This window comes from Azomonas agilis, assembly GCF_007830255.1.
Lineage (GTDB): Bacteria > Pseudomonadota > Gammaproteobacteria > Pseudomonadales > Pseudomonadaceae > Azomonas > Azomonas agilis.
This window is the reverse complement of record NZ_VLKG01000014.1, coordinates 20,086-34,633: the sequence shown is the minus strand read 5'-3', so window position 1 is coordinate 34,633 and position 14,548 is coordinate 20,086. Positions and strand designations below refer to the sequence as shown.

General features: G+C 53.1%; 18 protein-coding genes. All 18 read left to right on the top strand.

The window, feature by feature from the left end; genetic code table 11:
• Nucleotides 1–4 precede the first annotated feature (4 nt).
• The 18 genes from rpoC (at nt 5) to rplX (ending at nt 14,544) form a co-directional block, all read left to right on the top strand.
• Entirely contained in the window at nt 5–4,204 is a 4,200-nt protein-coding gene (gene rpoC, locus LX59_RS14255) for a DNA-directed RNA polymerase subunit beta' (RefSeq protein WP_144573062.1), read from the top strand.
• Nucleotides 4,205–4,351: 147 nt separating this feature from the next.
• The gene (gene rpsL / locus LX59_RS14250) at nt 4,352–4,723 is read left to right on the top strand and encodes a 30S ribosomal protein S12 (protein WP_144573060.1); all 372 of its coding nucleotides are present in this window, start codon (nt 4,352–4,354) and stop codon (nt 4,721–4,723) included.
• Between the two features lie 94 nt (nt 4,724–4,817).
• Nucleotides 4,818–5,288, top strand: a complete 471-nt coding sequence (rpsG, locus tag LX59_RS14245; RefSeq protein ID WP_144573058.1) for a 30S ribosomal protein S7 — start codon at nt 4,818–4,820, stop codon at nt 5,286–5,288.
• Between the two features lie 33 nt (nt 5,289–5,321).
• Nucleotides 5,322–7,454, top strand: a complete 2,133-nt coding sequence (fusA, locus tag LX59_RS14240) for an elongation factor G (protein ID WP_144573056.1) — start codon at nt 5,322–5,324, stop codon at nt 7,452–7,454.
• Between the two features lie 30 nt (nt 7,455–7,484).
• A complete protein-coding gene (tuf, locus tag LX59_RS14235) occupies nt 7,485–8,678 on the top strand; it encodes an elongation factor Tu (RefSeq protein WP_144573054.1) in 1,194 nt (397 codons plus the stop codon).
• Between the two features lie 148 nt (nt 8,679–8,826).
• Nucleotides 8,827–9,138 (top strand): 30S ribosomal protein S10, encoded by a 312-nt coding sequence (rpsJ, locus tag LX59_RS14230; RefSeq protein WP_144573052.1) that lies wholly within the window; start codon nt 8,827–8,829, stop codon nt 9,136–9,138.
• 81 nt (nt 9,139–9,219) lie between these two features.
• Nucleotides 9,220–9,855, top strand: a complete 636-nt coding sequence (rplC, locus tag LX59_RS14225) for a 50S ribosomal protein L3 (RefSeq protein WP_144573050.1) — start codon at nt 9,220–9,222, stop codon at nt 9,853–9,855.
• A gap of 15 nt (nt 9,856–9,870) precedes the next feature.
• On the top strand, nt 9,871–10,473 hold the full coding sequence (rplD, locus tag LX59_RS14220) for a 50S ribosomal protein L4 (protein WP_144573047.1): 603 nt from the start codon (nt 9,871–9,873) through the stop codon (nt 10,471–10,473).
• A complete protein-coding gene (rplW, locus tag LX59_RS14215; protein WP_144573045.1) occupies nt 10,470–10,772 on the top strand; it encodes a 50S ribosomal protein L23 in 303 nt (100 codons plus the stop codon). The genes rplD and rplW overlap by 4 nt, the downstream gene beginning before the upstream one ends.
• 11 nt (nt 10,773–10,783) lie before the next feature.
• Nucleotides 10,784–11,605: a 50S ribosomal protein L2 gene (gene rplB, locus LX59_RS14210; protein ID WP_144573043.1), complete on the top strand. Its 822-nt coding sequence runs from the start codon at nt 10,784–10,786 to the stop codon at nt 11,603–11,605.
• Between the two features lie 16 nt (nt 11,606–11,621).
• Nucleotides 11,622–11,897: a 30S ribosomal protein S19 gene (gene rpsS / locus LX59_RS14205; protein ID WP_144573041.1), complete on the top strand. Its 276-nt coding sequence runs from the start codon at nt 11,622–11,624 to the stop codon at nt 11,895–11,897.
• Between the two features lie 10 nt (nt 11,898–11,907).
• Nucleotides 11,908–12,240 carry a 50S ribosomal protein L22 gene (gene rplV / locus LX59_RS14200; protein ID WP_144573039.1) on the top strand — a complete coding sequence of 111 codons (333 nt, stop codon included), beginning with the start codon at nt 11,908–11,910 and terminating at the stop codon, nt 12,238–12,240.
• A 13-nt stretch (nt 12,241–12,253) separates the two neighbouring features.
• Complete coding sequence (rpsC, locus tag LX59_RS14195) at nt 12,254–12,940, top strand: 30S ribosomal protein S3 (RefSeq protein WP_144573037.1); 687 nt, start codon at nt 12,254–12,256, stop codon at nt 12,938–12,940.
• A gap of 12 nt (nt 12,941–12,952) precedes the next feature.
• A complete protein-coding gene (rplP, locus tag LX59_RS14190; RefSeq protein WP_144573035.1) occupies nt 12,953–13,366 on the top strand; it encodes a 50S ribosomal protein L16 in 414 nt (137 codons plus the stop codon).
• The gene (gene rpmC, locus LX59_RS14185; RefSeq protein ID WP_144573033.1) at nt 13,366–13,557 is read left to right on the top strand and encodes a 50S ribosomal protein L29; all 192 of its coding nucleotides are present in this window, start codon (nt 13,366–13,368) and stop codon (nt 13,555–13,557) included. The genes rplP and rpmC overlap by 1 nt, the downstream gene beginning before the upstream one ends.
• A gap of 2 nt (nt 13,558–13,559) precedes the next feature.
• Nucleotides 13,560–13,826: a 30S ribosomal protein S17 gene (rpsQ, locus tag LX59_RS14180; RefSeq protein WP_144573031.1), complete on the top strand. Its 267-nt coding sequence runs from the start codon at nt 13,560–13,562 to the stop codon at nt 13,824–13,826.
• A 22-nt stretch (nt 13,827–13,848) separates the two neighbouring features.
• Entirely contained in the window at nt 13,849–14,217 is a 369-nt protein-coding gene (gene rplN, locus LX59_RS14175; RefSeq protein WP_144573029.1) for a 50S ribosomal protein L14, read from the top strand.
• 12 nt (nt 14,218–14,229) lie between these two features.
• A complete protein-coding gene (gene rplX, locus LX59_RS14170) occupies nt 14,230–14,544 on the top strand; it encodes a 50S ribosomal protein L24 (protein ID WP_144573027.1) in 315 nt (104 codons plus the stop codon).
• Nucleotides 14,545–14,548 lie beyond the last annotated feature (4 nt).

Sequence of the window (14,548 nt, the reverse complement as noted above, 5' to 3'; positions counted from 1 at the left end):
GACTTTGAAAGATCTGCTGAATCTTCTGAAAAATCAGGGTCAACTGGAAGAGTTCGATGCCATCCGCATTGGTCTAGCCTCCCCTGAAATGATCCGCTCTTGGTCTTATGGCGAAGTTAAAAAGCCAGAAACCATCAACTACCGTACCTTCAAGCCCGAGCGTGATGGCTTGTTCTGCGCCAAAATCTTTGGCCCGGTAAAGGATTACGAGTGTTTATGTGGTAAGTACAAGCGCCTCAAGCATCGCGGTGTGATCTGCGAAAAATGTGGTGTAGAAGTGGCTCTGGCCAAGGTGCGTCGTGAGCGCATGGCTCACATTGAGTTAGCCTCGCCGGTTGCCCATATTTGGTTCTTAAAGTCCCTGCCGTCCCGTATTGGCTTGCTGCTGGACATGACCCTGCGTGATATTGAGCGCGTGCTCTACTTTGAGAGCTATGTGGTCATTGATCCGGGCATGACTACCCTAGAAAAAGGCCAACTGCTGAACGATGAGCAGTATTTTGAGGCTTTAGAGGAGTTTGGTGACGACTTCGATGCCCGTATGGGTGCTGAAGCCGTTCGTGAGCTGCTAATCCAGATTGATCTGGAATATGAAATTGGCCGTCTGCGGGAAGAGATTCCGCAAACCAACTCCGAAACCAAGATCAAGAAGCTGTCCAAGCGTTTGAAGCTGATGGAAGCTTTCCAAGGTTCTGGCAACAAGCCCGAATGGATGGTACTGACGGTATTGCCCGTACTGCCTCCCGATCTGCGCCCCTTGGTTCCGCTGGACGGTGGCCGTTTTGCCACCTCCGATCTGAACGACCTTTACCGTCGGGTGATCAACCGTAACAACCGTCTGAAGCGCCTGCTGGATCTGGCCGCGCCGGACATCATCGTGCGCAACGAAAAGCGCATGCTGCAAGAAGCAGTAGATGCCCTGCTGGATAACGGTCGCCGTGGCCGTGCCATCACTGGTTCTAATAAGCGTCCGCTGAAATCCCTGGCTGATATGATCAAGGGTAAACAAGGCCGCTTCCGTCAGAACCTGCTCGGCAAGCGCGTGGATTACTCCGGTCGTTCAGTGATTACCGTAGGCCCGACTCTGCGTTTGCACCAGTGTGGTCTGCCGAAGAAAATGGCGCTGGAGCTGTTCAAGCCCTTCATTTTCGGAAAGTTAGAAGCCAAAGGCATGGCCACCACCATCAAAGCCGCTAAGAAGATGGTGGAGCGTGAGCTGCCCGAGGTTTGGGACGTTCTGGCTGAGGTGATCCGCGAGCATCCCGTACTGCTCAACCGCGCCCCGACCCTACACCGTCTGGGTATTCAAGCGTTCGAGCCAGTGTTGATTGAGGGTAAAGCCCTGCAACTGCACCCTCTGGTGTGCGCGGCCTATAACGCCGACTTTGACGGTGACCAGATGGCGGTACACGTGCCCCTGACCCTTGAGGCTCAGTTGGAAGCACGTGCTCTGATGATGTCCACCAACAACGTGCTGTCACCTGCCAACGGTGAGCCGGTCATCGTTCCCTCTCAGGACGTGGTCTTGGGTCTGTACTACATGACCCGCGAAGCCGTGAACGCCAAAGGCGAGGGCCGCGTGTTTGCCGATCTGCAAGAAGTGGATCGCGTCTTCCGTATGGGCGAAGCCTCTTTGCATGCCCGTGTTAAAGTGCGGATCAACGAGAAAGTGAAGCAGAAAGACGGTTCTCTGCTGGCGCGTACCCGTATTGTGGATACCACTGTAGGCCGTGCACTGCTATTCCAAGTAGTGCCTGCGGGCTTGTCTTTTGATGTGATTAACCAATCCATGAAGAAGAAGGCTATCTCGCGTCTGATCAACCATTGCTACCGCATGGTGGGCCTGAAAGATACCGTCATCTTCGCTGATCAGTTGATGTACACAGGTTTTGCCTTCTCCACCATGTCCGGCGTATCCATTGGTGTGAACGACTTTGTGATCCCGGACGAAAAAGCCCGCATCATTGACTCTGCCACCGAGGAAGTGAAGGAAATCGAAACCCAGTACGCCTCGGGTCTGGTGACTCAGGGTGAGAAGTACAATAAGGTGATCGACCTTTGGTCCAAGGCTAACGATGAAGTCTCTAAAGCGATGATGGCCAACCTCTCAAAAGAGAAGGTCATTGACCGCAAAGGCGACGAAGTGGATCAGGAGTCTTTCAACTCTATGTATATGATGGCGGACTCCGGTGCGCGGGGTTCTGCGGCCCAGATTCGTCAGCTGGCCGGTATGCGGGGTCTGATGGCCAAGCCCGACGGCTCCATCATCGAAACGCCCATTACGGCGAACTTCCGTGAAGGTTTGAACGTACTCCAGTACTTCATCTCTACCCACGGTGCGCGTAAAGGTCTGGCGGATACCGCGTTGAAAACCGCGAACTCCGGTTACCTGACCCGTCGTCTGGTAGATGTGGCGCAGGACTTGGTAGTTACTGAAGTCGATTGTGGTACTGATCAAGGTCTCGTCATGACTCCGCACATTGAAGGCGGTGACGTGGTTGAACCTCTGGGTGAGCGTGTGCTGGGCCGTGTGATCGCTCGAGACGTGCTCAAGCCCGGTACTGATGAAGTATTGGTTCCAGCGGGTACTTTGATTGATGAAAAATGGGTTGAGTTTATTGAGCTGAACACCATCGACGAAGTGGTGGTGCGCTCTCCTATCACCTGTGAAACTCGTTATGGTATTTGCTCTTGCTGCTACGGCCGTGATTTGGCGCGTGGGCACTTGGTCAATATCGGTGAAGCTGTGGGTGTAATCGCAGCCCAGTCTATCGGTGAGCCCGGTACTCAGCTGACCATGCGTACCTTCCACATCGGTGGTGCGGCTAGCCGGACTTCAGCCGTGGATAACGTGCTGGTGAAAAACGGCGGTACCATTCGTCTGCACAACCTCAAGCACGTTGAGCGTCTGGACGGCAACTTGGTAGCGGTTTCTCGCTCCGGTGAACTGGCCGTAGCCGATGACTTTGGTCGTGAGCGTGAGCGTTATAAACTGCCTTATGGCGCGGTTATTTCCGTGAAGGAAGGCGATAAGGTCGATCCGGGTACCGTGGTGGCCAAATGGGATCCGCACACCCACCCCATCGTGACCGAGATGAAAGGTCGTGTGACCTTCGTAGGTATGGAAGAGGGCATCACCATCAAGCGTCAAACCGATGAGCTGACCGGTTTGACCAACATTGAAGTGATGGATGCCAAAGACCGTCCAGCAGCCGGTAAAGACATTCGTCCTGCCGTGAAGCTGGTGGATGCAAACGGTAAAGATCTGATGCTGCCCGGTACGGATGTGCAGGCTCAGTACTTCCTGCCTGCGAACGCCTTGGTGGGTGTAGCAGATGGCGCTGAAGTAGGTGTGGGTGACATCATCGCCCGTATCCCGCAAGAAACCTCGAAAACTCGCGATATCACCGGGGGTCTGCCGCGTGTGGCCGACTTGTTCGAAGCCCGCCGTCCAAAAGAGCCCTCTATTCTGGCGGAGGTCAGTGGTACCATTGCCTTCGGTAAAGAAACCAAAGGTAAGCGTCGTCTGGTCATTACGCCTACGGATGGTAGCGAGCCGTACGAGGAACTGATTCCGAAGTGGCGGCACCTGAACGTGTTCGAAGGTGAGCAGGTTAACCGAGGGGAAGTAATCTCTGACGGCCCAAGCAACCCGCATGATATTTTGCGTCTGTTGGGTGTTAGCACACTGGCTAAGTACATCGTCAATGAGATTCAGGACGTATACCGCCTTCAGGGTGTGAAGATCAACGACAAGCACATTGAGACCATCCTGCGTCAGATGTTGCGTAAAGTGGAGGTTACCGAATCCGGTGATTCCAGCTTTATCAAAGGTGATCAGGTCGAACTTACTCAAGTGTTGGAAGAAAACGAAGTACTGAGCACGGAAGACCGCTTCCCAGCCAAGTACGAGCGTATTCTGTTGGGCATTACCAAAGCCTCTTTGTCGACGGAGTCCTTCATCTCGGCCGCCTCCTTCCAAGAGACCACACGCGTACTGACCGAAGCTGCGGTAACCGGCAAACGTGACTACCTGCGTGGCCTGAAAGAGAACGTAGTTGTGGGTCGCTTGATTCCGGCCGGTACGGGTTTGGCCTATCACAGTGAGCGTAAGCGTAAACGTGACGCCTTTAAGCCGACCCGTGTCAGTGCTGATGAGGTAGAAGCCGCTTTGACCGAGGCGCTGAACTCCAGCGAGGGCTGATCTTTAGGGCACCCTCAGAGCTCCTAGCCTAGCGTGTAGATATTGACGCTAAGCTGGAAGCTCTTTAGACTCGTGTGCCCTTAAATTGGCGGGGTGGCGTGCCCTGCCATTTTCGTTTGTGTCGAAAGACCACAGTGGAGCTATTAGATGTCAACCATTAACCAGCTGGTACGCCAGCCGCGCAAGCGCCTCGTCGAGAAAAGCGACGTGCCTGCGCTGCAAAACTGCCCGCAACGTCGTGGCGTTTGCACCCGCGTATACACCACCACTCCGAAAAAGCCTAACTCCGCACTGCGTAAAGTTTGCCGTGTGCGTCTGACCAATGGCTACGAAGTGACCTCCTACATCGGTGGTGAAGGCCATAACTTGCAAGAGCACAGCGTTGTTCTGATCCGTGGTGGCCGGGTAAAAGACCTTCCTGGTGTGCGTTACCACACCGTGCGCGGTTCTTTGGATACCTCCGGTGTTAAAGACCGTAAGCAAGGCCGTTCCAAATACGGTGCCAAGCGTCCGAAATAGGGCCTTGTTTTGCCATACTGTACTAATCTGAGTCGATAAGAGTAAGGCCGGACAGCGTTCCGGGCTAACCTGAAGACCGTTTGAGGGCTTATCCATGCCAAGACGTCGCATTGCTGCTAAACGTGAGATCTTAGATGATCCAAAATACGGCAGCCAAATTCTCGCCAAGTTCATGAACCACGTAATGGAAAGCGGCAAAAAATCCGTCGCTGAACGTATCGTGTACGGTGCTCTGGACGCAGTTAAAACCCGTAAGAACAGCGACCCCCTGGAAATTTTCGAAAAAGCACTTGACGCCATTGCTCCACTGGTCGAAGTGAAATCACGCCGTGTAGGTGGTGCCACCTACCAGGTTCCGGTCGAAGTTCGCCCTTCTCGTCGTAATGCACTGGCCATGCGTTGGCTGGTAGAGTCAGCACGCAAGCGTGGTGAAAAATCCATGGCTCTGCGTTTGGCTGGCGAGTTGCTGGACGCCCATGATGGTAAGGGTGCTGCTGTCAAGAAACGTGAAGACGTGCACCGTATGGCTGAGGCCAACAAGGCGTTCTCGCATTACCGCTTCTAAGATCCGCCCTGTGCATCCCGCGAGGATATTATTGTGGCTCGTACAACCCCTATTAACCGCTACCGGAATATCGGTATCTGCGCCCACGTAGATGCTGGTAAGACCACCACCACCGAGCGGATCCTGTTTTATACAGGTGTCAACCACAAGATGGGCGAGGTACATGACGGTGCCGCGACCATGGACTGGATGGTGCAAGAGCAAGAGCGGGGTATTACCATTACCTCCGCCGCAACCACTGCCTTCTGGGCAGGCTCTACCAAACAGTACGACAACTATCGCGTTAACATCATCGACACGCCCGGACACGTAGACTTCACCATTGAAGTAGAGCGTTCTCTGCGCGTTCTGGACGGTGCTGTAGTAGTGTTCTGCGGCACCTCTGGTGTTGAGCCTCAGTCCGAAACCGTATGGCGTCAAGCCAACAAATACGGCGTTCCGCGTATCGTCTACGTGAACAAAATGGACCGTGCCGGCGCTAACTTCCTGCGCGTTGTTGAGCAAATCAAAAAGCGTCTGGGCCATACTCCGGTTCCTGTACAGCTGGCTATTGGTGCGGAAGAAAACTTCCAAGGCCAAATTGATCTGCTGAAGATGAAAGCCATTTATTGGAACGAAGACGACCAAGGTATGACCTACCGTGAGGAAGAAATTCCTGCGGAGCTGCAAGACCTGGCCGAAGAATGGCGTTCCAACATGGTTGAGTCGGCTGCTGAAGCCAACGAAGAGCTGATGAATAAGTATCTCGAAGAGGGCGACCTGTCCCGCGAAGAGATTATTGCGGGTCTGCGTCAGCGCACCATCGCCTGCGAAATCGTACCGGCTGTTTGCGGCTCCTCCTTCAAGAACAAGGGCGTGCCTCTGGTTCTCGATGCGGTGATCGACTTCCTGCCAGCACCAACCGAGATCCCTGCTATCAAAGGCATCCACCCGGATCTGGCTGATACTCCGAAAGAGCAGGTCGCTGCTGAGCAGTTCGACGAGCGTCACGCCAGTGACGACGAGCCGTTCTCTGCGCTGGCGTTCAAGATTGCCACTGACCCCTTCGTCGGTACTCTGACTTTCGCCCGTGTTTATTCTGGCGTATTGGCCTCTGGTGACTCGGTCATCAACTCGGTCAAAGGCAAGAAAGAGCGCGTAGGTCGTATGGTGCAAATGCACGCCAACACCCGTGAAGAGATCAAAGAAGTACGCGCTGGTGACATCGCGGCTCTGATCGGCATGAAAGATGTAACCACAGGTGACACCCTGTGCTCCATCGAAAAACCGATTATCCTTGAGCGTATGGACTTCCCAGAGCCGGTAATTTCCGTCGCTGTGGAACCCAAAACCAAGGCTGACCAAGAGAAGATGGGTATCGCTCTGGGCAAATTGGCTCAGGAAGACCCCTCGTTCCGCGTCAAGACCGACGAAGAAACCGGCCAGACCATTATCTCTGGTATGGGTGAGCTGCACCTCGACATTCTCGTCGACCGTATGAAGCGCGAGTTCGGTGTTGAAGCCAACATTGGTAAGCCTCAGGTTTCCTACCGTGAGAAAATCACCAAGGTCGGTGTTGAGATCGAAGGTAAGTTCGTTCGTCAGTCCGGTGGTCGTGGTCAGTTTGGTCACTGCTGGATTCGCTTCTCGCCGGCTGATGAAGGCGAAGAAGGTCTGACATTCACCAGTGAAGTGGTCGGTGGTGTGGTTCCGAAGGAATACATCCCAGCGATCCAAAAAGGTATCGAAGAGCAGATGAAAAACGGCGTTGTTGCCGGTTATCCGCTCCTCGGTCTGAAGGCAGTCGTGTTCGATGGTTCTTACCATGATGTCGACTCCAACGAGATGGCGTTCAAGATCGCTGCCTCCATGGCGACCAAGCAGCTGGCCCAGAAGGGTGGCGGCGTGGTTCTCGAACCGATCATGAAGGTCGAAGTGGTGACTCCTGAGGACTACATGGGTGACGTGATGGGTGACCTGAACCGTCGTCGTGGCCTGATCCAGGGTATGGAAGATACGGTTTCTGGTAAGGTAATCCGTGCCGAGGTTCCGTTGGGGGAAATGTTCGGTTACGCAACCGATGTTCGCTCCATGTCCCAGGGTCGCGCCAGCTACTCCATGGAGTTCTCTAAGTACGCTGAAGCTCCGTCGAACATCGTCGAAGCACTGGTTAAAAAACAAGGCTAATCAAGCCCTTTAGGCAAGAGGTTTACTGTCGTGGCTAAGGAAAAATTTGAACGTAACAAACCGCACGTCAACGTAGGCACCATCGGTCACGTTGACCACGGTAAAACTACTCTGACTGCTGCTCTGACCCGTGTTTGCTCCGAGGTTTGGGGTAGCGCCAAGGTCGACTTCGATAAGATCGACTCCGCTCCTGAAGAAAAAGCACGTGGTATCACCATTAACACCGCTCACGTAGAGTATGACTCTGCTGTTCGCCACTACGCACACGTTGACTGCCCCGGTCACGCTGACTACGTGAAGAACATGATTACCGGTGCTGCTCAGATGGACGGCGCTATTCTGGTTTGCTCCGCTGCTGACGGCCCCATGCCTCAGACTCGTGAGCACATCCTGCTGTCCCGTCAGGTAGGCGTACCTTACATCGTCGTGTTCCTGAACAAGGCCGACATGGTGGACGACGCTGAGCTGCTGGAACTGGTTGAGATGGAAGTCCGTGACCTGCTGTCCACCTATGATTTCCCCGGCGATGACACTCCGATCATCATCGGTTCTGCTCTGATGGCTCTGAACGGCCAAGACGACAACGAAATGGGTACCAGCGCTGTTAAGAAGCTGGTTGAAACTCTGGACTCCTACATTCCAGAGCCTGAGCGCGCTATCGACAAGCCGTTCCTGATGCCCATCGAAGATGTATTCTCCATTTCCGGTCGTGGTACTGTAGTAACCGGTCGTGTAGAGCGCGGCATCGTCAAAATCCAGGAAGAAGTGGAAATCGTTGGTATCCGTGCGACCACCAAAACTACCTGTACTGGTGTGGAAATGTTCCGCAAGCTGCTGGACGAAGGTCGTGCCGGTGAGAACGTTGGTGTTCTGCTGCGTGGTACTAAGCGTGAAGACGTTGAGCGTGGTCAAGTTCTGGCTAAGCCCGGCACTATCAAGCCGCACACCAAGTTCGAATCTGAAGTCTACGTTCTGTCCAAAGAAGAAGGCGGTCGTCATACTCCTTTCTTCAAAGGCTATCGTCCTCAGTTCTACTTCCGTACTACGGACGTAACAGGTAACTGTGAGCTGCCAGAAGGCGTTGAGATGGTCATGCCGGGTGACAACGTGAAACTGGTTGTGACTCTGATCGCTCCGATCGCTATGGAAGAAGGCCTGCGCTTCGCAATCCGTGAGGGTGGCCGTACTGTAGGTGCTGGCGTGGTTGCTAAAATCATCGAGTAATTTCGACTGATTGAAGGAAAAGGCCCCTCGCGGGCCTTTTCCTTTTTGATCATTTATTGACACATCCTAAGGGCATCCGTAGAATTGCGCCTCCTTTTACTGCCTGTAATTCAGGCGGTGAGGCAGCAATTAGGAGTCAGAGGTCAAAATGCAAAATCAGCAAATTCGCATTCGGTTGAAGGCTTTTGACCATCGCCTGATCGATCAATCCACCCAAGAAATCGTGGATACCGCGAAACGTACTGGGGCTCAGGTGCGTGGTCCGATTCCGCTGCCTACTCGCAAAGAGCGGTACACTGTACTGATTTCTCCGCACGTCAATAAAGACGCACGCGATCAGTATGAAATCCGTACCCATAAGCGTGTGCTGGATATCGTCCAGCCAACAGATAAAACTGTTGACGCGCTGATGAAGCTCGACCTTGCGGCTGGCGTGGAAGTGCAAATCAGCCTCGGCTAAGGCCTCGGCTTTAGTCGTGTAACGCTCTGAAATGGGCGGCCATAGCGGGTGAAAGCCCCGTACACTCAAGAGGTTTACAGAATGACTATTGGTGTAGTCGGTCGTAAATGCGGTATGACCCGTATTTTCACCGAAGAAGGTGTTTCCGTTCCGGTCACGGTCATTGAAGTTGAGCCTAACCGCGTTACTCAGTTTAAAACTGAGGAAAGCGATGGCTACCGTGCTATTCAGCTTACCGTTGGTGAGCGCCGTGCTTCTCGCGTTACTAAAGCTCAGGCAGGTCACTTTGCCAAGGCCAATGTGGCGGCTGGTCGTACTGTACTGGAATTTCGTCTAGCCGAAGGTGACTTCACTACAGGCGATTTGTTGACCGTTGAGCAGTTTGAAGCGGGTCAATTAGTAGACGTTACAGGCCAGTCTAAAGGTAAAGGCTTTGCCGGTACCATCAAGCGCTGGAACTTCCGTGGTCAAGATAATACCCACGGTAACTCCCTGTCGCACCGTGTTCCGGGTTCTATCGGTCAGTGCCAGACTCCCGGTCGCGTATTTAAGGGCAAAAAAATGTCCGGCCATTTAGGTGCCGAGCGTGTGACAGTCCAGTCCCTGGAAGTCGTACGTGTTGACGTTGAGCACAACTTACTGCTGGTTAAAGGCGCTATTCCAGGTGCAACAGGCAGTGATGTCATTGTGCGTCCAGCAGTCAAGGCGCGTGCGTAAGGGGAGAGTGCTGAGATGCAATTGAATGTAAGCGGTGCTGCGGCCATCGATGTTTCTGATCGCACCTTTGGTGGCGAATACAACGAGACCCTGGTGCACCAAGCTGTTGTAGCTTATCTGGCTGGCGCTCGCCAAGGCAGTAAGCAACAAAAAACTCGCTCTGACGTATCCGGTGGCGGTAAGCGCCCTTGGCGTCAGAAAGGTACTGGCCGTGCTCGTGCTGGTACTACTCGTGGCCCAATCTGGCGTGGCGGTGGTGTAACCTTCGCAGCTCGTCCGCAAAACCACGAACAAAAGCTCAACAAGAAAATGTACCGCGCTGCTCTGCGTTCTATTTTGAGCGAGCTGGTTCGTTCTGAGCGTCTGGTTGTCGTGGATGACTTTGTTGTTGAAGCGCCAAAAACCAAAACTCTGTTGGGCAAGCTGAACGGTCTGGGTCTAAATGACGTACTGATCGTGTCGGACGCTGTGGATCAGAATCTGTATCTGGCCGCTCGTAACCTGCCGCATGTTGATGTGCGTGATGTTCAGGGCTCCGATCCCGTCAGTCTGATCGCTTATGAAAAAGTGCTGATGACCGTATCTGCGGTGAAGAAGTTCGAGGAGCTGCTGGGATGAACCAGGAACGCGTATTTAAAGTGCTGCTTGGCCCGCACATCTCCGAGAAGGCCACCCGACTGGCAGATACCCAAAACCAGTTCGTTTTCAAGGTTGCTACTGATGCGACCAAGCTGGAAGTCAAGAAGGCCGTTGAAAGCCTGTTCAGTGTGAAGGTTGCGCGTGTTACTACTCTGAATGTTCAGGGTAAAACTAAGCGTACCGCTCGCGGTCTGGGCAAGCGCAATGACTGGAAAAAGGCCTATGTGGCCCTCCAGCCTGGCCAAGATCTCGACTTCACCAGCACTGCTGCTGAGTAAAGGAGAGAATCATGGCAATTGTTAAGTGCAAACCGACTTCGGCAGGCCGCCGTTTTGTCGTTAAGGTTGTTAACCCGGATCTGCACAAAGGCGCACCTTATGCTCCTTTGCTAGAGAAAAAATCCAAGTCCGGTGGTCGTAACAACAATGGCCGTATTACCACGCGTCATGTGGGTGGTGGTCATAAGCAACATTACCGCTTGGTCGATTTCCGTCGCAATAAAGACGGTATCCCGGCCGTAGTTGAGCGTATTGAGTACGATCCTAACCGTACTGCGCACATCGCTCTATTGAAGTATGCCGATGGTGAGCGTCGTTACATTATCGCTCCTAAAGGCGTTAGCGCTGGTGATCAACTGATCTCTGGTGTGAATGCTCCGATCAAACCAGGCAACACGCTGCCATTGCGTAATATCCCTGTGGGTTCCACCATTCATGGTGTTGAGCTGAAGCCGGGTAAAGGCGCTCAGATCGCTCGCTCTGCGGGTGCTTCTGCACAGTTGGTAGCTCGTGAAGGAGCTTATGTTACTCTGCGTCTACGCTCTGGTGAAATGCGCAAAGTATTAGCTGAGTGCAAGGCAACTCTGGGTGAAGTTTCTAACTCTGAGCACAGCCTGCGTTCTCTGGGTAAAGCCGGTGCTAAACGCTGGCGTGGTATTCGCCCAACCGTCCGCGGTGTGGCAATGAACCCTGTTGATCACCCGCATGGTGGTGGTGAGGGTCGTACTTCTGGTGGTCGTCATCCGGTTTCTCCGTGGGGCTTCCCAACCAAAGGTGCGAAGACTCGCTCCAACAAGCGTACCGATAACATGATTGTTCGTCGTCGCAAGTAACTAAGGGGATACCACTGTGCCGCGTTCTCTGAAAAAAGGTCCTTTCATCGACCTTCACCTGCTGAAAAAGGTTGAAGTGGCTGTTGAAAAGAACGATCGCAAACCAGTTAAAACTTGGTCGCGTCGCTCAATGATTCTGCCACAAATGGTCGGTCTGACCATTGCTGTACACAATGGCCGTCAACATGTTCCAGTTCTCGTGAACGAGGATATGGTTGGCCATAAACTCGGTGAGTTTGCTGCAACCCGCACCTATCGCGGTCATGCGGCAGACAAAAAAGGCAAACGCTAAGGGGTAGAAAATGGAAGTAGCCGCTAAGCTATCAGGCGCTCGCATTTCTGCCCAGAAAGCACGCCTGGTTGCTGATCAAATTCGTGGTAAGAAGGTAGGCGAAGCCCTAAACCTTCTGGCCTTTAGCAGCAAAAAAGCTGCCGAAATTATGAAAAAAGTGCTGGAGTCAGCTATCGCTAACGCCGAGCACAATGAAGGCGCCGACGTGGATGATTTGAAAGTTTCCACAGTCTTTGTCAACGAAGGGCGCTCGCTTAAGCGCATCATGCCGCGCGCTAAAGGCCGCGCTGATCGCATCGTCAAGCGGTCTTGCCATATCACTGTCAAGGTTGCGGACAAGTAACGGAGTCGATCAGATGGGTCAGAAAGTACATCCCACTGGCATTCGCCTGGGAATCGTCAAGGATCACACTTCGGTTTGGTATGCAGACGGCCGCAATTACGCCGACTATCTGTTTGCTGACCTGAAGGTTCGTGAATACCTGCAAGACAAATTAAAAAGCGCGTCTGTAAGCCGCATCGATATTGCGCGTCCAGCTCAAACTGCTCGCGTCACTATTCACACTGCTCGTCCCGGTATCGTGATTGGCAAGAAAGGTGAAGATGTCGAGAAACTGCGTCAAGACCTGACCAAGCAAATGGGTGTTCCAGTTCATATCAACATTGAGGAAATCCGCAAGCCGGAACTCGATGCCATGCTGGTTGCACAAAGCGTTGCTCAACAGCTAGAGCGTCGTGTGATGTTCCGTCGCGCCATGAAGCGTGCGGTACAAAACGCCATGCGTATCGGTGCTAAAGGCATCAAGATTCAAGTGAGTGGTCGTTTGGGCGGAGCTGAAATTGCTCGTACCGAATGGTACCGCGAAGGTCGAGTACCTCTGCACACTCTGCGTGCTGATATCGACTACAACACTTATGAAGCCCATACCACCTACGGTGTGATCGGTGTGAAAGTTTGGATCTTCAAAGGCGAGGTCATTGGTGGCCAGCATGAAGAGCTAAAACCTCAAGCACCTGCACCTCGTAAAAAAGCTGCTAAGTAAGGGGTACGCATCATGTTGCAACCTAAGCGTACAAAATTCCGCAAGCAGATGACTGGCCACAACCGTGGTCTGGCTCATCGCGGTAGCAAAGTGAGCTTTGGTGAGTTTGCCCTGAAATCCGTGGCGCGTGGTCGTCTGACTGCTCGTCAAATTGAGGCAGCTCGTCGTGCTCTAACTCGTCACGTAAAACGTGGTGGTAAAATCTGGATTCGCGTGTTCCCAGATAAGCCTGTGACCAAGAAGCCCCTTGAAGTGCGGATGGGTAAAGGTAAGGGTGGCGTTGAATATTGGGTAGCCCAGATTCAACCCGGTAAAGTCCTTTACGAAATTCAGGGCGTTTCTGAAGAACTGGCGCGTGAAGCCTTCGCTCTGGCCGCTGCCAAGCTGCCACTCGCCACCACCTTTGTTAAGCGGACGGTGATGTGATGAAAGCGAAAGAACTTCGTGAGCAATCCGTTGAGCAGCTGAATGAGCAATTGCTCGGTCTGCTGCGTGATCAGTTCAATCTTCGCATGCAGAAAGCGACCGGCCAATTGGCTCAGTCTCACCTGCTGCCGCAGATTAAGCGCGATATCGCTCGTGTTAAAACTGTGCTCAACCAGCAGGCAGGAAAATAATCATGGCTGAAGCTCAGAAAACTGTTCGTACACTGACCGGCCGTGTCGTCAGCGACAAAATGGATAAAACCATTACTGTGCTGATTGAGCGCCGTGTAAAGCACCCGATCTATGGCAAGTATGTAAAGCGCTCGACCAAGCTGCATGCCCATGATGAGACTAACCAGTGCCGTATCGGTGACACGGTAACCATCCGTGAAACTCGTCCGCTGGCTAAAACCAAGTCTTGGACGCTGGTTGACGTTGTTGAACGCGCCGTCGAAGTCTAAGGGTTAAGGTCGGAGAAAAAAGATGATCCAGACTCAATCCATGCTCGAGGTTGCCGACAACAGCGGCGCCCGTCGGGTAATGTGCATCAAGGTGCTTGGCGGTTCTCACCGTCGTTATGCGGGCATTGGTGACATCATTAAAGTTGCCGTCAAGGAAGCTATTCCTCGCGGCAAAGTAAAAAAAGGTCAAGTGATGACTGCTGTGGTGGTTCGTACCAAACACGGCGTTCGTCGTCCTGACGGTTCCATCATCCGTTTTGATGGCAATGCCGCTGTTCTTTTGAACAACAAGCAAGAGCCCATCGGCACTCGTATTTTCGGGCCTGTGACCCGTGAACTTCGCTCTGAGAAGTTCATGAAGATCGTCTCACTGGCTCCCGAAGTGCTGTAAGGAGAGGCTGTCATGCAAAAGATTCGTCGTGACGACGAGATCATCGTCATTGCCGGTAAAGACAAGGGCAAGCGTGGCAAGGTGCTGAAGGTTCTCACTGACGACCGTCTGGTTGTAGGTGGTGTGAACCTCGTTAAGCGTCATACCAAGCCTAACCCTATGCTGGGTGTGCAAGGCGGTATCGTCGAAAAAGAAGCACCGTTACACGTTTCCAATGTTGCCATTTTCAATGCTGAAACCAACAAAGCAGATCGCGTTGGCTTTAAGGTGGAAGAGGGCAAAAAAATCCGTATCTTCAAGTCGACTCAAAAACCAGTCGATGCTTGAGACT